This window comes from Micrococcus sp., assembly GCF_034179925.1.
Classification (GTDB): Bacteria; Actinomycetota; Actinomycetes; order Actinomycetales; family Micrococcaceae; genus Micrococcus.
In genome coordinates, this window is record NZ_JAXFPG010000043.1 from 40,764 (window position 1) to 58,894 (window position 18,131).

Sequence of the window (18,131 nt, forward strand, 5' to 3'; positions counted from 1 at the left end):
GGCCCTTCCGCACTGAGCCCGTGCTCTCCAGCGCTGAGCCCGCGCTCGACGCCGGCCCCTGGGGCCTGACCTCGGCCGTCCCCGCCTCTGCGGGGGCGGCCGAGGTCGTCTCGGCGGCGCTGCTCGCGCAGGTGCGGGCCGCGCTCGCCGCGGTGTGGGGGCACGGGGTCGGCCCATTGGGGGTGGCCCGTCACTGCCCGGCCTGTGGGGCCCGCGACCACGGGGCACCGAGGCTGACGGGGCTGCCGGAGGGGCGGTGCGCCGTCGTCTCCTTCACGCATCTGCGCGGGGCGGACGGGTCCGTGCATCGGGTGGCCGCCTGGTGGGCGCCGCCGTCCGAGGCCGGGCAGGGCCGGTGCGGCGGCCCGGGGGCGTGCCTTGGGATCGGGGTGGACCTCGAACCCGTGGGGGCCCAGGCCTTCGGCAGTGACGACGCGCTCGGTGCCGTGGCCTTCGACCCAGCCGAGCAGGTCTGGCTGCGTGCCCTCCCGGAACCCGAGCGGGCGTGGGGCAGGGCCCGGCTCTGGACGCGCAAGGAAGCGCTCGTCAAGGCCGCCGGCACGGGGTTCACCGGGGACCCGTCCGCGGTGGCGGCGCTGCACCCGCCGGCCGGGACCTGTCTGATCGACCTGTCGGACCTGTCCGGCATCGTCCCGGCGCCTTCCGCAGGCTCGATCGTTGCCGGCCTCGTCGGGGTTCCCGGCATGGTCGGTGTTCCCGGCGTGGTCGGGGTTCCGGGCGTCGTCGGCGCCGTCGCATTGCGTACCGCCCCGGCCGTCCCCGGCCAGGGCAGGGGCCTGAGCCTGAGGGTCAGACGGACAGGGCGGGCAGCTCCGGGCGCATGAGCCAGGCCTCCAGCACCTCGTCCACCGCCTGCGTGCTCACGGCCGCGCTCGGCGCCCAGGAGTGCAGGTGCTCCCGCAGCATCGGCGTGGTCACCGTCCCGTGGCGGTGCTTCGTGGTCCATTCCCGCAGCGCCTGGCTGAACACCTCCGGGCCCAGCAATGCCTGCAGGGCGGCCACGGTGAGGGCACCGCGCTTGTACAGGCGGTCGTCGAACATGTCCTGCGGGCCGGGGTCGGCGATCACCAGGTCCTGCGGCTTCCGGCGCAGCCCCTCCCAGGCGCGGCGGGCCATGGTCTCCACGGTGGAGCGGCCGGAGGCCTCCGCCCACAGCCACTCGGACCAGCACGCGAACCCCTCGTGAAGCCACAGGTCGGACCAACGGGCCAGCGTCACGGAATTGCCGAACCACTGGTGGGAGAACTCGTGGGCGATCAGCCGCTCGGACTCCCACGAGCCGTCCAGGTGGTTCCTGCCGAACAGGGACATCCCGGCGGCCTCGAGGGGGATCTCCAGCTCGTCGTCTGCCACCACCACGGTGTAGTCCTCGAACGGGTACGGTCCGTAGGCCTGCGCGAACACGGCGGCCATGCGGGCCTGGTCCGCGAACGCCGTCCGGGCCCGGCGCTCCAACGACGGCGGCGCCACCAGACGCAGCGGAGGCACGGCCGGGGCGGCCACCTCCTCCGCTGCGGGGGTCGACGAGGACAGCCCCGCCGGCAGCAGGGCGGTCCGGCGGTACCGGCCGATCTGCAGCGTCAGCAGGTACGGGGAGACCGGGCGGTCCAGGCGCCACCGCCACGTCACCCGGGACCCGCGCGTGCGCACTTGCTCGCCGCGCCCGTTGGCCACGGGCAGGTAGCCGGCGTCGCAGGTCACGGTGATGTCCGCCGTCGTCTTGACCGCGGGGGAGTCCACGCACGGCAGCCAGGTGGAGGCCCCGTGCGGCTGCCCGGCCACGAGCACCCCGTCTGTGAGCTCCTCCCAGCCGATCGTGCCCCACGGGCTGCGGCGGGGCGCGGGGGAGCCTGCGTAGGCGATCTCCAGCTCCACCACAGTGCCCTCGGGCAGGGCTGCACCCAGCGGCACGTGCAGCCGGTGCGGGGCCCTGGGCGGGCGGCGGGCCTTCACCGGCCCTGCCCCCACCGGGGTGGTCGCCTGCACCGAGCTGACGGCCAGCCGCTGGTGCAGGTCCAGCTCCACCGCATCGACCTCACGGGCCAGGCGCAGGCGGAGGCGGACGGTGCCGGCCAGGCGGTTCGCGGCCAGGCGCACATCCAGCACCGCCTCGATGTGGCGCAGGACGGCGGCGTCGGTGCCGACACCGGGGACGTAGGGGTCGGTGCTCACGGGCGGGCTGCTCCTTCCGTGCGGGTTCGTTCGGTGCGAGGGGTCCGGCCGGGCCGGCGCCAGGGGGCCACCGGGTTGCCCAGCCACCAGGTGCCGGCGGGCAGCTCCTCGCCGCGCATCACCAGGGACCCGGCCCCGACCGTGGTGCCCTCGCCCAGGCGGGCGGCGGGCAGGGCCACGGAGTTCGGGCCGAGGGTGGAGCCCGGGGCGAGCTCCACGGTGTCCAGGGACATCACGCGATCGTGGAACAGGTGGGTCTGCACCACGCAGCCGCGGTTCACGGTGGCACCGTCGCCGAGGGTCACCAGGTCTGCCTCGGGCAGCCAGTAGGACTCCACCCAGGCGCCCCGGCCGATCGTGGCACCCATGCCGCGCAGGAACCACACCAGGGCGGGGGTGCCGGCGGCGGCCCGGGCGAACCAGGGGGCAGCGAGGAACTCGGTGAACGTGTCCGCCACCTCGTTCCGCCAGATGAACGAGGACCACAGGGGGTGCTCGCCGGGGCGGATCCGGCCCACGAACACCCACTTGGCCGCCACTGTCAGGGCCGCGGCCAGTGCGCCGGCGGCCAGCATCACCACCCCGCCCAGCACGAGCGGCAGCAGCCAGGAGCCCAACGCGGCCAGGGCCGCGAGCGCCGCGCCGGTGAGCACGGTCAGGGCCACGTGCAGCACCACGGGGATGGCGCGCAGGGCCTCCCAGGCGGTGCGTGCTGCCTTGAGCCGGGCTGGCGGGTCGTAGGTGAGTGCGGTGTCCGCGGCCACCTCGGTGCGGCGCAGGCGCACCGGCGGCGACCCCATCCAGGAGGTGCCGGGCTTGGTCTTGGCGGGGGCGGCGGAGAGCACGGCCACGAGGGAGTCGCGCCGCAGGGTACGCCCGCCGGGGACCATGCCGGAGTTGCCCACAAAGGAGCGCTTGCCGATCTTGGCCCGGCCCACGTGCATCCAGCCGTCGCGCAACGTGTAGGAGGAGACCATGGTGTCGTCGGCCAGGAAGGCGCCGTCGCCCACCCGGGTCAGGGAGGGGATCAGCACCACGGTGGAGGCCTCCACGCCGCGGCCGATCTCCGCGCCGAGCAGGCGCAGCCACACGGGGGTGAAGCGGGAGGCGTAGATCGGGAACAGCTGGTCGCGGGCGGTGTCGAGGATGCGTTCGGTGGCCCAGATCTGCCAGCCCACACGGGAGCGGACGGGGTGGTGGCCGGGGGTGATGCCCACGGCGAGCAGGCGCACAGCCCCTAGCACGAGAAGGGCCTGGGTGAGGAACCAGGCGGCGGCGATCAGCGGGGAGGCCGCCAGCAGCCGTCCGGCGGTCAGTGTGACGGCGGCCAGCGGCGTCGTGGCCTCGGGGGCCGGCGGCCACCAGGTGAGGCTCCAGGCCGCGACGGCGGCGCCGGCGGCCACGGCCACCAGCGGCAGCAGGGCCAGCACGGTGGAGCCCACCGTGGAGACGGCCCGCCAGCCGGTGGCGCGGGGCGGGGCGACGTTGGGGCCGTCGTCGGGCACGCGGCCGACCTTGGCGGCGGGGGAGCCGGCGTGGCGGACGTCGGCGCGCAGGCGCCCGACCACCGTGGAGCCGGCCTCCACATGGGCGCCGGAGCCGATCCGGGTGCCCGGCAGCAGGGTGGAGCGCGAGCCGACGACGGCCCCGGCCCCGATGCGGATCCGGCCCACCCGCAGGACATCCCCGTCCACCCAGTGCCCGGACAGGTCCACCTCCGGTTCGATGGAGGCGCCCTCGCCGACCTCCAGCAGGCCGGTGACCGGGGGCACGGAGTGCAGGTCCACGTCCCGGCCCACCCGGTTGCCGAGCAGGCGGGCGTAGGTGGGCATGAACGCGGCGCCGGCCAGGGAGTACGGGTCCACGAGGTCGGTCACGTGCTGGGCCAGCCAGAGGCGCAGGTGCACGCGGCCGCCGCGGGGGTAGGCGCCGGGGCCGATCCCGTGCAGCAGGGCGCGGGCGGTGAGCCCGGCCACGAGCATGCGCCCGGGGGCGGTGATCACGGCCAGGCCGACGATCGCGAGCGCCCACCAGGGCACGGTGGGCAGGCCGGGGGCCAGGCCGGTCAGGGCCAGCAGGTTCACGGCCAGCCCGGCCCACACGCCCAGCCGCAGGGCCGGGGGGACGAACGCGGCGATGCTCACGAGGGTCTGCGCCCACTGGGTGCGGCGGCGGGTGCCGGTCACGCTGCGCTCGTGGACCTCGATGTCTGCGCCGGAGCCGTCCTCCCCGAGGACGGCGGCCACGAGCTCGCCGGCGGTGGGGTGGCGGTAGACGTCCTGCACCGTCACGGCGGGGTGCCGGGCGCGCAGTCGGGCCACGAGCTGGGCGGCGGCCAGGGAGCCGCCGCCGGAGGTGAAGAAGTCGGTGTCGTCGTCGGCGGGGGCGGAGCCGAGCACGTCGGCCCACTGTCGCAGCACCCAGCCGCGGGGGGTGCTCTCGTCCGGCTCGGGGCCGGCGTCCTGGTCCTGCTGGCCGGGCGGGGGCCAGGGCAGAGCGGCCCGGTCCACCTTGCCCGAGGTTTTGGTGGGTAGGGACTCCACGAGCACGAGCCGGGGCACGAGCGCGGCGGGCAGCTCCTCTGCCAGGCGTTCGTGGGCGGCAGTGGTGTCGAAGGAGTCGAGGTCTCTGGTGGGCTTGAGGTAGCCCACGAGCAGCTGCGTGCCGGAGGGGGTGGAGCGCACTGCGGCGGCCCCGCCCTGCACGCCGGGCAGGTTCTGGAGGGCGGCGTCCACCTCGCCGAGCTCGATGCGGCGGCCGCCGAGCTTGACCTGGTCGTCGGCGCGGCCCACGAACAGCAGGCCGGCCGGGTCGAAGACCACGAGGTCGCCGGAGCGGTAGGCGCGTTCCCAGCCGAGTGTGGGCAGCGGCGCGTACTTCTCGGCGTCCTTGGCCGGGTCCAGGTAGCGGGCCAGGCCCACGCCGCCGATGATCAGCTCGCCGGTCCGCCCCTCGTCCACGGGTATACCGGTGGTGGGGTCGACGACGGCCAGGTCCCAGCCGTCCAGGGGCAGGCCGATGCGCACGGGGCCCTGGCCGGTCAACGGGGCGGCGCAGGCCACCACGGTCGCCTCGGTGGGCCCGTAGGTGTTCCAGACTTCGCGGGCGGGCACGGCCAGTCGGGCGGCGAGGTCCGGTGGGCAGGCCTCACCGCCGAAGATCAGCAGGCGCACGTTCGCGAGGGCCTCGGTGGGCCACATGGCCGCGAGGGTGGGCACGGTGGACACCGCGGTGATCCGCCGCTCGGCCAGCCACGGGCCCAGGTCCATGCCGGAGCGGACCAGGGCGCGCGGGGCGGGCACCAGGCAGGCGCCGTGGCGCCAGGCCAACCACATCTCCTCGCAGGAGGCGTCGAAGGCCACGGAGAGCCCGGCGAGCACCCGGTCCCCGGGGGCGAGCGGGTCGTCGACGAGGAAGAGCCGGGCCTCGGCGTCCACGAACGCCGCCGCCGAGCGGTGGGAGACGGCCACCCCCTTGGGGGTGCCGGTGGAGCCGGAGGTGAAGATGATCCATGCGTCGTCCTCCGGCAGCGGGGGCCGGGCCTCGGGGTGGGCGTCGCGGTCGGAGACGGTGCCGGGCACGAGCTCGCGCTCACCCGTCAGGACGCCGGCCACCTGGGCCTCCCCGAACACGAGTGCGGCGCGCTCCTCGGGGTCGTCCGCGTCCACTGGCACGTAGGCGGCGCCCACGGCCATCACCGCGAGGATCGACACGTACAGCGCGGCCGTGCCCGAGGGGATGCGCACCCCCACGCGGTCTCCGGCGCCGACGCCCTGGTCAGCGAGAAACCGGGCGGTGGCGAGCACGCGCTCCTGCAGCTCCGCGTAGGTCAGGCAGGAGGCGCCGTCGTCGAGGGCGGGGGCGTCCGGGTGGGCTCGGGCGGTCGCCTCCAGCACGTCCATCAGGGTGCGGGACTCCGGGGTGCGGTCCGACCCGGGCATCTGGGGTGCATGCGGCGGCTGTGGGGCCGGCGGGAGGACACGGGGCGGGCGGGGGGCGTCGGGCGTCACGGGGCCTCCACGGCAGGCGGGTCGGTGCGGCGGGCGCGCAGCACGGCCCGGTCGTGCCGGGCCGGCAGGGTCAGTCTAGGGTGAGCAGCACCTTGCCCGTGGTGGAGCGCGACTCCAGCAGCGTGTGGGCGTGCGCCGCCTCCGCCAGCGGCACCCGCTCGCCGATCCGCACACTCAGCCGCCCGGCCGCCCAGGCCTCGAACAGCTCCTCGCCACGGCCGCGAGTCTCCTCGGCGGTGCGGGTGTACCAGGTCAGGGAGGGGCGGGTCACGAACAGGCCCCCGCCGGAGTTCAGCCGCTGCAGGTCGAACGGGGGCACCTGCCCGGAGGCCCCACCGAACAGCACCAGCATTCCGCGCGGGCGCAGGCTGGCCAGGGAATCCTCGAAGGTGTCCTTCCCGACGCCGTCGTACACCACGTGCGCGCCCTCGCCGTCCGTGAGCTCCTGCACCGTGGCGCGCAGATCCGCGTAGTCCACCGACGCCGTCGCCCCGGCCCGGCGGGAGAGCTCGCGCTTGTGCTCGGTGGAGGCCGCCGTCACCACCTGCGCGCCGCATGCGGCCGCCAGCTGCGTCAGAAGCAGCCCCACACCGCCGGCGCCGGCGGTCACCACGGCTGTCTGCCCCTCGGTCACGGGGAAGGTGGATCGGCACAGGTAGTGGGCGGTCATCCCCTGCAGAGGCAGGGCTGCGGCTTCGGTGAGGTCCACTCCCTGGGGCACGGGCAGCAGGGAGTCGGCGTCTGCGGTGAAGTGTTCTGCGTACGCCCCCTGGGCCGCCGCCGTCGCCACCCGGGTGCCCAGCAGGGCCCGGTCCGTCCCCTCCCCGAGGGCCACCACAGTGCCGGAGGCCTCCGTGCCGGGCACCGAGGGGAAGTCCACGGGGTACACCCCGGAGCGCCGGTAGGTGTCGATGAAGTTCAGCCCGACGCCGGCGGTGCGCACCAGCACCTGCCCGGGGCCGGGCTCGGGCACCGGCACCTGCGTCCACTCGAGGACCTCGGGGCCGCCGGCGCCGGTGGCGACGACGGCATGGTGGGTGTGGGGCAGATCGGCGGGGGAGGTGCTCGTCGGGCTCATGGGGCGCACTCTACGAGGTGCGGGGGACACGGTAGGAGCACTCGCCCGCCGCACCCCCGGGTGCATAGATATTCCAGCCGCCGCATAGTTGCGCTAGCATGGCGGCATGACCCACACCGTCGCCGTCTCCGGCGCCACCGGCTACGCGGGAGGGGAGGCGCTGCGCCTCCTGGTCGCGCATCCCCATGTCACCGTCGGCGCCGTCACCGCACACTCCCACGCGGGCGAGCGCCTCGGCGCGCTCCAGCCCCACCTGCACACCCTCGCCGACCGCATCCTCCAGGAGACCACCGCCGAGGTCCTCGCCGGGCATGACGTCGTCGTGCTGGCTCTGCCCCACGGTGCCTCCGGGGCGCTCGCGGCCCAGATCGCCGAGCGCTCCCCGGACACCCTCGTGATCGACGCCGGAGCCGACCACCGCCTCGAGTCCGCCGATGCCTGGGCGCGGTTCTACGACGGCGAGCACGCCGGCACCTGGCCCTACGGCCTGCCCGAGCTGCCCGGCCAGCGCGAGCGCCTGGCCGGCACCCGCCGCATCGCCGTGCCCGGCTGCTACCCGACCACCTCGATCCTCGCCCTCGCCCCCGGCTTCGCCGCCGGCCTGCTCGAGCCGCAGGACGTCGTCATCGTGGCCGCCTCGGGCACCTCGGGTGCGGGCAAGGCCCTCAAGCCCCACCTGCTCGGCTCCGAGGTCATGGGCGGCATGAGCCCCTACGGCGTCGGCGGCGGCCACCGCCACACCCCCGAGATCGAGCAGGGTCTGGGCCAGGCCGCCGGGGAGCCGGTGCAGATCTCCTTCACGCCCACCCTGGCCCCCATGGCCCGCGGCATCCTCGCCACCGCCACAGCCCGCCTGCGTCCCGGGGTCGACGCCGGCCGGGTCCGCGCCGCCTGGGAGGCCGCCTACGCGGACGAGACGTTCGTGCACGTGCTGCCCGAGGGCCAGTGGCCCACCACCAAGTCCGTGCTCGGCTCCAATCATGTGGCCATGCAGCTGGCGGTGGACCCGCACGCCGGCCGTGTGATCGTCACTGCCGCCCTCGACAACCTCACCAAGGGGACCGCCGGCGGTGCCGTGCAGTCCATGAACATCGCCCTGGGCCTGCCGGAGCGGGCCGGGCTCGAGATCCAGGGGGTCGCACCGTGAGCGTCACCGCAGCACAGGGCTTCCGCGCCGCCGGCGTGACCGCCGGCCTCAAGCCCTCCGGGAAGCCGGATGTGGCCGTCGTCGTGAACGAGGGCCCCTCTCGCGCCGCCGCCGGCGTGTTCACCTCCAACCGGGTGGCCGCCGCCCCCGTGCGCTGGTCTCGGCAGGTTCTCGCCGATGGTCGCGCGGACGCCGTCGTGCTCAACTCCGGCGGTGCCAACGCCGCCACGGGCCACCCCGGATTCCAGGACACCCACCGCACCGCCGAGCACACTGCCGCCGCCCTCGGCCTCTCGGCCGGGGACATCCTCGTGTGCTCCACCGGGCTGATCGGCGAGCGCCTGGACATGGACCGCCTGCTCAGCGGGGTCGACGCCGCCGTCGAGGGGCTCTCGACTGCCGGCGGCGGGGCCGCGGCCACCGCCATCATGACCACGGACACCGTCGCCAAGACCGCCCTGGTGCGCCGGGACGGGTACACGGTCGGCGGCATGGCCAAGGGCGCCGGCATGCTCGCCCCGGGCATGGCCACGATGCTCTGCGTCCTCACCACCGACGCCGACGTCCCCGCCGCGGACCTCGACGCCGCCCTGCGCGAGGCCGTGCGCACCACCTTCAACCGGGTGGACTCGGACGGCTGCATGTCCACGAACGACACCGTCCTGCTGCTCGCCTCCGGTGCCGCCGCGACCGCCCCCGACCGGCACAGCTTCGCCGAGGCCGTGCGGGAGGTCTGCGCGGACCTGGCCCGCCAGCTCGTCGCCGACGCCGAGGGGGCCGCGCACGAGGTCCTGATCCGGGTGGTCAACGCCTCCTCCGAGGACGCCGGCGAGGCCGTCGCCCGCGCCGTGTCCCGCTCCAACCTGTTCAAGGCCGCGATCTTCGGCCAGGACCCCAACTGGGGTCGGGTGATCTCCGCGGTCGGCACCGTCCCCGAGAGCGTCGCCCCCTTCGATGCCGATGCCCTGGACGTCTCCTTCAACGGGGTGCAGGTCTGCCGCGCCGCCGGCGTGGGCGAACCGCGTGAGGGCGTGGACCTGTCCGGGCGCGAGGTGCGCGTGGAGATCGACCTGCACGCCGGCGACGCCGTCGTCGAGCTGTGGACCAACGACCTGACGCACGACTACGTGCACGAGAACTCCGCCTACTCCACGTGAGGACCCGCCCATGACCGACGACCCGACCACCGCCACCGTGCCCCTGCTCTCCACGGCTGAGCGCCTCGAGCAGGCCTCCTCCAAGGCTGAGGTGCTCATCGAGGCCCTCCCATGGATCCAGAGGTTCGCAGGCACCACCATGGTGCTCAAATACGGCGGGAACGCCATGGTCTCCGAGCCATTGCGCCGGGCCTTCGCCGAGGACATCGTGTTCCTGCACCATGTGGGAGTCCGCCCCGTGGTGGTGCACGGCGGCGGCCCACAGATCGGCGCGATGCTGGACCGCCTGGGCATCGAATCCGAGTTCCGCGGCGGCCTGCGGGTCACCACCCCGGAGGCCATGGACGTGGTGCGCATGGTCCTCACCGGCCAGGTCGGCCGCGAGCTGGTCGGGCTGATCAACGCGCACGGGCCCTACGCTGTGGGCTCCTCGGGTGAGGACGCCGGGCTGTTCCGCGCCCGCCGCACCGGAACGGTGGTCGACGGCGCCGCCGTGGACCTCGGCCTGGTGGGGGAGGTCACCGAGGTCGAGCCCGGGGCCATCCGGGACATGCTCGACGCCGGCCGCATCCCCGTGGTCTCCTCGGTCGCCCCGGAGATCGACCGGCACGGTGAGCCCACCGGTGCCGTGCTGAACGTGAACGCGGACACCGCCGCCGCGGCCCTGGCTGCTGCCCTGGGCGCCTCCAAGCTCGTGCTGCTGACCGACGTCGAGGGCCTCTACGCGAACTGGCCGGACCGGGACTCGCTCATCAGCTCCCTCACCGCCGGCCAGCTGCGCGAGCTCATGCCCCGGCTGCAGTCCGGCATGATCCCCAAGATGGCGGCCTGCCTGCACGCGGTGTCCGCCGGCGTCGACCGCGCCCACGTGGTGGACGGCCGCCGCCCCCATTCGATGCTCCTCGAGGTGTTCACCTCGGCGGGCGTGGGCACCCAGGTGGTGCCGGACCCGGACCCCGACCAGGAGGAGGACGCATGAGCGCGCCCCACGGCCAGGACGCCCTGCTGGGGCGCTACACGGCATCGCTGACGGGGGTGTTCGGCCGCCCGGCCCGCATCCTCGTGCGCGGTGAGGGCGCCCACGTGTGGGACGCGGACGGCACCGAGTACGTGGACCTGCTCGCGGGGATCGCGGTCAACGCGCTCGGCCATGCCCACCCGGCGCTCGTGGAGGCCGTGGCCGGGCAGCTGAGCACGCTCGGGCACATCTCCAACCTGTTCGCCTCCGAGCCGCAGATCCGGCTCGCCGAGGCGCTGCTGGAGCGCGCCGGCGCCCCGATCGGCTCCACCGTCTTCTTCGCCAACTCCGGCACCGAGGCCAACGAGGCCGCCTTCAAGCTGGCCCGGCGGCACGGCGCCGAGGACCCCTCCGGGGCCCGGACGCGGGTGATCGCCATGGAGCGGGCCTTCCACGGCCGCACGATGGGCGCCCTCGCGCTCACCCACAAGGAGGTCTACCGGGCCCCGTTCCAGCCGCTGCCCGGCGGGGTGGAGTTCATTCCGGGCGGCGACGCCGGGGCTCTGCGTGCGGCCCTGGCCCCGGACGCGCAGGGCCGCACGGTGGCCGCCGTGATCCTCGAGCCCGTCCAGGGCGAGGCCGGCGTGCACGGCTGGCCCGCCGGGTACCTGCGCCAGGTGCGGGAGGCCACCGCCGAGGCCGGAGCCTTGATGATCCTGGACGAGGTCCAGTCCGGCATGGGCCGCACGGGCACGTGGTTCGCCTTCCAGAACCCGCAGGTCACCGGCGACGACGCCCCCGTGGTTCCGGACGCCGTCACCCTGGCCAAGGGCCTGGGCGGGGGAGTGCCGATCGGTGCGCTGATCTGCGTCGGTGAGGAGGTCTCGACGCTGCTGCGCCCCGGCCAGCACGGCACCACCTTCGGCGGCAACCCCGTGGCGGCCGCCGCGGGTCTGGCGGTGGTCGAGACCGTCGAGCGAGAGGGGCTGCTCGAGCACGTCCGCCGCGCCGGCGAGCGCCTGGCCGAGCGCCTGACCGCCCTGGATGAGGTGCAGGCCGTGCGCGCCCATGGGCTGTGGATCGGGGTGGACCTGACCGTCCCGTCCGCCGGCGCGCCCGAGGGCGGCCTGGCCCCGGCCGTGGTGCGCGCGGGCCTGGAGGCCGGCTGGATCCTCAACGCCACCGGCCCGGCCACCCTGCGTCTGGCGCCCCCGCTCACCGTCCCCGTCGAGGACCTCGACCGCTTCGCCGAGCAGCTGCCCGCCCTGGTGGGTGCCGCGCTCGGCGTGTCCGACCACCCTGAGGAGCAGCACCCGTGACCCCCGCACCGCAGTCCCCGTCCCGTCCCGCCGTGCCCGTGCGCCACTTCCTGGTGGACACGGACCTGACCCCGGCCGAGCAGGCCGAGGTGCTGGACCTGGCGGCCCAGATGAAGCAGGACCGCTTCCTGCACCGGCCGCTGGCCGGCCCGCGCACGGGCATCGTCTTCTTCGACAAGACCTCCACCCGCACCCGGGTGTCGTTCTCGGCGGGCATCGCCGAGCTGGGCGGCAGCCCGCTGATCGTGAACCCGGGCGAGTCGCAGCTGGGCCACAAGGAGTCCGTGGCGGACACCGCCCGCGTCCTTGAGCGCATGGTCGGGGTCATCGTGTGGCGCACCTTCGCCCAGTCCGGGCTGGAGGAGATGGCCGAGCACTCCTCGGTCCCCGTGATCAACGCGCTCTCGGACGACTACCACCCGTGCCAGATCCTCGCGGATCTGCTCACGGTGCGCGAGCACCTGGGCGAGACCGCCGGGCGCACCCTCGTCTACCTGGGCGACGCCGCCAACAACATGGCCCACTCGTACCTGCTGGGCGGGGTCACCGCGGGCATGCACGTGCGCATCGCCGGCCCGGAGGGCCACCTGCCCGCCGAGCACGTGGTGGAGGCCGCGCGCGAGCGGGCCGTGCAGACCGGCGGGTCCGTGCTCGTGACCACCGACGCCGCCGAGGCCCTGGACGGGGCCGACGTCGTGGTGACGGACACCTGGATCTCCATGGGCCAGGAGGACGAGAAGGAGCAGCGGCTGACGCTGTTCACCGACTACCGCGTGGATGCGGCGGCCATGGCCCGCGCGGCTGAAGGCGCGATCTTCCTGCACTGCCTGCCCGCCTACCGCGGGTACGAGGTCACCGAGGACGTCATCGACGGCCCGCAGTCCGTGGTGTTCGACGAGGCCGAGAACCGGCTGCACGCTCAGAAGGCGCTCATGGCCTGGCTGCTGTACCGCTCCGGCCTGGCCGAGGATCCGCGCTGATGGCCACTCCGACGACGAAGACGGCCCGGCAGGCGGCGATCCGTGATGTCCTGGCCACCCGCGAGGTCCGTTCGCAGTCGGAGCTGTCGGAGGTGCTCGCCGAGCAGGGTCTGTCCGTCACCCAGGGGACCCTCTCGCGGGACCTGGTGGATCTGGGCGCCGTGCGCATGCGCGGGCCGGGCGGCCTCGTGTATACCGTGCCGGCGGAGGGTGAGGAGCCCGTGCCCGGCCGCAGCACCGAGTCCCAGGTGGGACGGCTGGCGAGCATGTCCCGGGAACTGCTCATCTCGGCCGAGCCCACGGAGAACCTCGTGGTGCTGCGCACGCCTCCTGGCGCGGCCCAGTTCCTCGCCTCCGTGGTGGACCAGGCACGCGTGGACAGTGTGATGGGGACGATCGCCGGGGACGACACGATCCTGCTGATCACCCCGAGCGCCGACTCGGCCCCTGCCGTGGCCGCCTACCTGCTGAGCCTGGCTGGCTGACCCCTCCTGCACCCACCACCTGCCTGCACCCATACTCACCTACTCCACCCGCCGCACCCCACCCACCGCACGCACCCCCACCCCCTTTCCCCAGCGCCCGGGCGACATTCTAGCGGTCCTGCACTGCTGGACTGTCGCCCGGGCGCTGGGGGTTTCTGGGAGCTGAGGGGGAAGCGTTGGGGGACATGACTGTGGCCCCCATCCGAGAGGATGGGGGCCACAGTCATGTCTGCGGTGCTGCGGGTTCAAGCCCTCGCTGCATCAGGCCTGGGGGAGAACGAGCTCCTGGCCGACGTAGATGACGTTGGCGTCCTCCACGATGTGCTTGTTGGCCTCGTAGAGAGCGGCCCAGCCACCCTCGACGTTGTTCGCACGCGCGATGCTCCACAGGCTGTCGCCGGGCTTGACGAACACGGTGTCCGCGGCGGCGTCCAGGGCGGCCTTGTTTTCAGCGTTGACGCGGGCGGCGGCGGCCTGCTCGGCGGCGGAGACGCGGGCGGCCTGGGCGGCACGCTGGGCCTCGGCGCGCTCGGCGGCGCGCTCGGCCTGGGCCTGGGCCTGGGCCTGGGCGACGGCGGCACGCTCGGCAGCGGCGGCACGCTGAGCCTGGGCGCGCTCGGCGGCGGCGGCGCGGGCGGCAGCCTGCTTGGCGGCCCAACGCTCTGCGGCAGCCTGCTTGGCGGCGGCCTTCTCAGCAGCGGCCTGCTTGGCGGCCTGCTCGGCCTGGGCCTTCTGAGCGGCGGCACGCTGGGCGGCGACGTCGGCCTGGCGCTGCACGGTGGCAGTGCGCTCGACAGCGACCGAGGAGGTGCCCTGGGCGTCGGCGGCGGTGAGGCCGAGCTTGGCGGAGCAGCCGGGCCATGCACGCCAGCCCTGGATGGCCAGGACCTTCTCGGCGATGGCGATCTGCTCGGCCTTGGAAGCCTGGCTGGCCAGCGGGGTGGAGCCACCCATAGCGGTCCAGGTGACGGGGTGGAACTGCAGGCCGCCGTAGAAGCCGTTGCCGGTGTTGATGGACCAGTTGCCGCCGGACTCGCACTGGGCGAGCTTGTCCCAGGTGGCCAGGGACGCGGCGTTGGCGGGGGCGGAGAAGCCCACGGCAGCGGCGCCGGCCAGGGTCATGCCGGCCACCATCGAGGCGGTGGCGCGGCGGGAGCGGGAGGCGGAAGAGGTGAAGAGAGCCATGGTGAGAGAGGGGGTCGAGATCCTGCCGTGCAGCGTGTGTCCACGCCGGGGTCGTCTACTCCTTGGTCGGGTCAAAGACTCCTCCGGACCGAGACGACCCGCTGGCGGGCGCTCCGGGGGAGTGGTTCGAGTCGAGGTCCGTGTTGCCGTGGCTCCGGGCTGGCCGGGGCCGTTCGGTAACGGTTGGATCACGAATCGGCTACGGAAGAGTCAACGCCGGGGAGGGGGGACTCGTCAAATCGGCATGTGGGAAACCGGTGGAGAACGACTCCTGGTGCCCCTGGAATGGACGATTCCATCTGATCGAGGCAGAGCGATGACGATCCGTCCATTCGACGACCCGGAAGAGGGGGGTATGTCTCCCCGGCCGAGACTCAGACCCCACGGTCAAGGGCGTCGGACGGCTCCAATCCTGTGAACAGCCCGCATCGCATGACATGTTACCGATGTGTAACCCGCCCTCTGTCGGAGTGTGCAGGAGTCGCACTCCCCGTGTGTGCCCCTCTCCACCACGCGGGGTTATTCGCCGTATTGCATAGATATGCACGAGGCCGGTAGGGTCAGGCACGATCACGTCCTGCGGCGGCGCCCTGTCCGCCCCCGGCGGACGCCGTGAGCGGACGCCGCCAATATAAGGAGAAGAACCCGTGAAGGAACGCATCATCCTCGCCTACTCCGGTGGCCTGGACACCTCGGTGGCCATCGGGTGGATCGCCGAGGCCACCGGCGCCGAGGTCGTGGCGGTCGCCGTCGACGTGGGCCAGGGCGGCGAGTCGCTCGAGACTATCCGTCAGCGCGCCCTGGACTGCGGTGCCGTCGAGGCCTACGTCGCGGACGCCCGCGACGAGTTCGCCGAGCAGTACTGCATGCCCACCCTGCAGGCGAACGCCCTCTACATGGACGCGTACCCGCTGGTGTCCGCGATCTCCCGCCCGGTCATCGCCCGCCACCTCGTGGCCGCGGCCCGCCAGTTCGGCGCCTCCACGGTGGCCCACGGCTGCACTGGCAAGGGCAATGACCAGGTGCGCTTCGAGGTGTCCATCCAGACCCTCGGCCCGGATCTGAAGTGCATCGCCCCCGTGCGCGACCTCGCCCTCACCCGTGACAAGGCCATCGAGTACGCCGAGCGCAACGAGCTGCCGATCGTCACCACCAAGAAGAACCCGTTCTCCATCGACCAGAACGTGTGGGGCCGCGCCGTCGAGACCGGCTTCCTCGAGGACATCTGGAACGGCCCCACCAAGGACGTCTACGACTACACCGACGACCCCTCCTTCCCGCCGGCCCCGGACGTGGTGACCATCGCCTTCGAGCGCGGCGTGCCCACCGCCCTTGACGGCCGTGCCCTCTCCCCGCTGGAGATCATCGAGGAGCTCAACCGCCGCGCCGGCGCCCAGGGCGTCGGTCGGATCGACATCGTCGAGGACCGTCTCGTGGGCATCAAGTCCCGCGAGATCTACGAGGCCCCTGGCGCAATGGCCCTCATCGCCGCCCACAAGGAGCTCGAGAACGTCACTCTCGAACGCGAGCAGGCCCGGTTCAAGAAGACCGTGGACCAGCGCTGGACCGAGCTGGTCTACGACGGCCAGTGGTTCTCCCCGCTCAAGCGCAACCTGGACACCTTCATCGAGGCCACCCAGGAGCACGTGAACGGCGAGATCCGCCTCGAGCTCCACGGGGGCCGCGCCACCGTCCAGGGCCGCCGCTCGGAGACCGGCCTGTACGACTTCAACCTCGCCACCTACGACGAGGGCGACGCCTTCGACCAGTCCTCCGCGCGCGGGTTCATCGACATCTACGGCCTGTCCGCGAAGACCGCCTCGGAGCGCGAGCAGCGCCTCAGCGGCGCTGCGGACCTCGGCGACGTCGCCCGCCTGAGCAACGACTGACCGCTCCCGCGCACGACGGCGGCCCGCCCGGATCCGGGCCGGCCGCCGTCGTGTGCCCCTCGGCCCGGGCCCGGCCCGCGGCCCTGAGCCCCACGACGTCGTCCCGAGACGAGGAGAACCATCAGATGACCGAGAACCCCGAGGCCCGGCACGGCACGAACGAGGGCGCCCTGTGGGGCGGCCGCTTCGCTGGGGGCCCCTCTGAGGCGCTGGCCGCACTGAGCAAGTCCACGCACTTCGACTGGCGCCTGGCCCCCTATGACATCGCCGGCTCGCGCGCCCACGCCCGTGTGCTGCACACCGCCGGGCTGCTCTCGGCCGAGGAGCTCGAGGGCATGATCGAGGCCCTGGACCGCCTCGAGGGGGACGTCCGCAGCGGCGCCTACGCCCCGGCCGCCTCCGACGAGGACGTGCACGGCTCCCTCGAGCGCGGCCTCATCGAGCGTGCCGGCGCCGAGCTGGGCGGCCGGCTGCGCGCCGGCCGCTCCCGCAACGACCAGGTCGCCACGCTCGGGCGCATGTTCCTGCGCGACCACGCCCGCATCGTGGCCCGCGGTGTGATCGCCACGGTGGACGCACTGCTGGGCCAGGCGGAGGCGCACCCCTACGCACCCATGCCCGGGCGCACCCACCTGCAGCACGCCCAGCCGGTGCTGCTCTCCCACCACCTGCTGGCCCACGCGTGGGCGTTCGCCCGGGACCTGCAGCGCCTGGTGGACTGGGATGCCCGCGCCGCGGTGTCCCCGTACGGCTCCGGCGCGCTGGCCGGCTCCTCGCTGGGGCTGGACCCGAACGCGGTGGCGGCCGAGCTGGGCTTCGCCTCGGCGGTGTGGAACTCGATCGACGGCACGGCGGCCCGGGACGTCTACGCGGAGTTCGCGTGGGTGGCCTCCATGATCGGTGTGGACCTGTCCCGGATCTCCGAGGAGGTCATCTTCTGGGCCACCAAGGAGGCCGGCTTCGTCCGCCTGCACGACGCCTACTCCACGGGCTCGTCGATCATGCCGCAGAAGAAGAACCCGGACGTCGCGGAGCTGGCCCGTGGCAAGGCGGGGCGCCTGATCGGCGACCTCACGGGGCTGCTGGCCACGCTCAAGGGCATGCCCCTGGCCTACAACCGGGACCTGCAGGAGGACAAGGAGCCGGTGTTCGACGCCGCGGACACGCTGGAGCTGCTGCTCCCGGCGGTGTCCGGCATGATCGCCACCCTCGAGTTCCAGACCGAGCGGATGGCGGAGCTGGCTCCGCAGGGCTTCGCGCTGGCCACCGATGTCGCGGAGTGGCTGGTCCGCCAGGGGGTGCCGTTCCGCGAGGCCCATGAGCTCTCGGGTGAGGCCGTGAAGGCCGCCGAGGCGCGCGGGGTGGAGTTGTGGGACCTCACGGACGAGGAGTATGCCGCGATCGCCCCGGCGCTGACCCCCCAGGTCCGCGAGGTGCTCAGCACGGAGGGCTCGCTCGCCTCCCGCGATGCGCAGGGCGGCACGGCGCCGAGGGCGGTCGCTGCGCAGGTTGAGGCGCTGCGCCGGACGATGGCTCCGCTGCGGCGGTGGTCCGAGACGTCCGGCTCGGTGGTCGACGCCCGCTGAGGCCCACTGCCCCCTCCGGGGATGCCGCCCCTCTTCCGGTGCCGTCCTTTCTCGGGCGGGCTGCGGTCTCCTCATGCGGACGGGGGGGGGGGGGGGGGGGGGGGGGGGGGGGCCCGCCGCGCCCCCCCCGGCGCCGCGGGTGGG

At 74.0% G+C, this 18,131-nt stretch carries 13 protein-coding genes; 9 read left to right on the plus strand and 4 right to left on the minus strand.

Translation table 11 applies throughout. The annotated features are described in order from the left end of the window. The first annotated feature begins 20 nt into the window (after positions 1 to 20). A complete protein-coding gene (locus SPI96_RS08570) occupies positions 21 to 845 on the plus strand; it encodes a 4'-phosphopantetheinyl transferase superfamily protein (RefSeq protein WP_321081948.1) in 825 nt (274 codons plus the stop codon). On the opposite strand, the gene SPI96_RS08575 is transcribed toward SPI96_RS08570, so the two are convergent. The 3 genes from SPI96_RS08575 to SPI96_RS08585 form a co-directional block, all read right to left on the minus strand. Continuing rightward, positions 811 to 2,193 carry a M1 family metallopeptidase gene (locus tag SPI96_RS08575; protein WP_321081949.1) on the minus strand — a complete coding sequence of 461 codons (1,383 nt, stop codon included), beginning with the start codon at positions 2,191 to 2,193 and terminating at the stop codon, positions 811 to 813. The genes SPI96_RS08570 and SPI96_RS08575 overlap by 35 nt on opposite strands. Beyond that, positions 2,190 to 6,134 carry a Pls/PosA family non-ribosomal peptide synthetase gene (locus SPI96_RS08580; protein WP_321081950.1) on the minus strand — a complete coding sequence of 1,315 codons (3,945 nt, stop codon included), beginning with the start codon at positions 6,132 to 6,134 and terminating at the stop codon, positions 2,190 to 2,192. The genes SPI96_RS08575 and SPI96_RS08580 overlap by 4 nt, the downstream gene beginning before the upstream one ends. Positions 6,135 to 6,273: 139 nt before the next feature. After that, entirely contained in the window at positions 6,274 to 7,281 is a 1,008-nt protein-coding gene (locus tag SPI96_RS08585; RefSeq protein ID WP_321081951.1) for a quinone oxidoreductase, read from the minus strand. A 106-nt stretch (positions 7,282 to 7,387) separates the two neighbouring features. Here SPI96_RS08585 and argC point away from each other — a divergent pair, with 106 nt between their 5' ends. From argC to SPI96_RS08615, 6 genes are read left to right on the plus strand one after another with little or no spacing between them, the layout of a single operon-like run. Next, a complete protein-coding gene (argC, locus tag SPI96_RS08590; RefSeq protein ID WP_321081952.1) occupies positions 7,388 to 8,428 on the plus strand; it encodes an N-acetyl-gamma-glutamyl-phosphate reductase in 1,041 nt (346 codons plus the stop codon). After that, positions 8,425 to 9,585 (plus strand): bifunctional glutamate N-acetyltransferase/amino-acid acetyltransferase ArgJ, encoded by a 1,161-nt coding sequence (gene argJ, locus SPI96_RS08595; protein WP_321081953.1) that lies wholly within the window; start codon positions 8,425 to 8,427, stop codon positions 9,583 to 9,585. The genes argC and argJ overlap by 4 nt, the downstream gene beginning before the upstream one ends. Positions 9,586 to 9,595: 10 nt before the next feature. After that, positions 9,596 to 10,564, plus strand: coding sequence for an acetylglutamate kinase (gene argB, locus SPI96_RS08600; RefSeq protein ID WP_321081954.1), 969 nt, complete (start codon positions 9,596 to 9,598; stop codon positions 10,562 to 10,564). Next, positions 10,561 to 11,862 (plus strand): acetylornithine transaminase, encoded by a 1,302-nt coding sequence (locus SPI96_RS08605; RefSeq protein WP_321081955.1) that lies wholly within the window; start codon positions 10,561 to 10,563, stop codon positions 11,860 to 11,862. Before argB ends, SPI96_RS08605 begins: the two co-directional genes overlap by 4 nt. Further along, a complete protein-coding gene (argF, locus tag SPI96_RS08610) occupies positions 11,859 to 12,842 on the plus strand; it encodes an ornithine carbamoyltransferase (protein ID WP_321081956.1) in 984 nt (327 codons plus the stop codon). Before SPI96_RS08605 ends, argF begins: the two co-directional genes overlap by 4 nt. Next, the gene (locus tag SPI96_RS08615; RefSeq protein WP_321081957.1) at positions 12,842 to 13,327 is read left to right on the plus strand and encodes an arginine repressor; all 486 of its coding nucleotides are present in this window, start codon (positions 12,842 to 12,844) and stop codon (positions 13,325 to 13,327) included. The genes argF and SPI96_RS08615 overlap by 1 nt, the downstream gene beginning before the upstream one ends. 261 nt (positions 13,328 to 13,588) lie before the next feature. Here SPI96_RS08615 and rpf read toward each other — a convergent pair whose 3' ends face one another. Then, positions 13,589 to 14,512 carry a resuscitation-promoting factor Rpf gene (gene rpf, locus SPI96_RS08620; protein WP_321081958.1) on the minus strand — a complete coding sequence of 308 codons (924 nt, stop codon included), beginning with the start codon at positions 14,510 to 14,512 and terminating at the stop codon, positions 13,589 to 13,591. A 647-nt stretch (positions 14,513 to 15,159) separates the two neighbouring features. Between rpf and SPI96_RS08625 the strand changes: the two genes are divergently transcribed. Together SPI96_RS08625 and argH are read left to right on the plus strand one after the other, a co-directional pair. Beyond that, positions 15,160 to 16,401 carry an argininosuccinate synthase gene (locus tag SPI96_RS08625; RefSeq protein WP_321081959.1) on the plus strand — a complete coding sequence of 414 codons (1,242 nt, stop codon included), beginning with the start codon at positions 15,160 to 15,162 and terminating at the stop codon, positions 16,399 to 16,401. A 125-nt stretch (positions 16,402 to 16,526) separates the two neighbouring features. Further along, the gene (gene argH, locus SPI96_RS08630) at positions 16,527 to 17,987 is read left to right on the plus strand and encodes an argininosuccinate lyase (RefSeq protein WP_321081960.1); all 1,461 of its coding nucleotides are present in this window, start codon (positions 16,527 to 16,529) and stop codon (positions 17,985 to 17,987) included. Positions 17,988 to 18,131 lie beyond the last annotated feature (144 nt).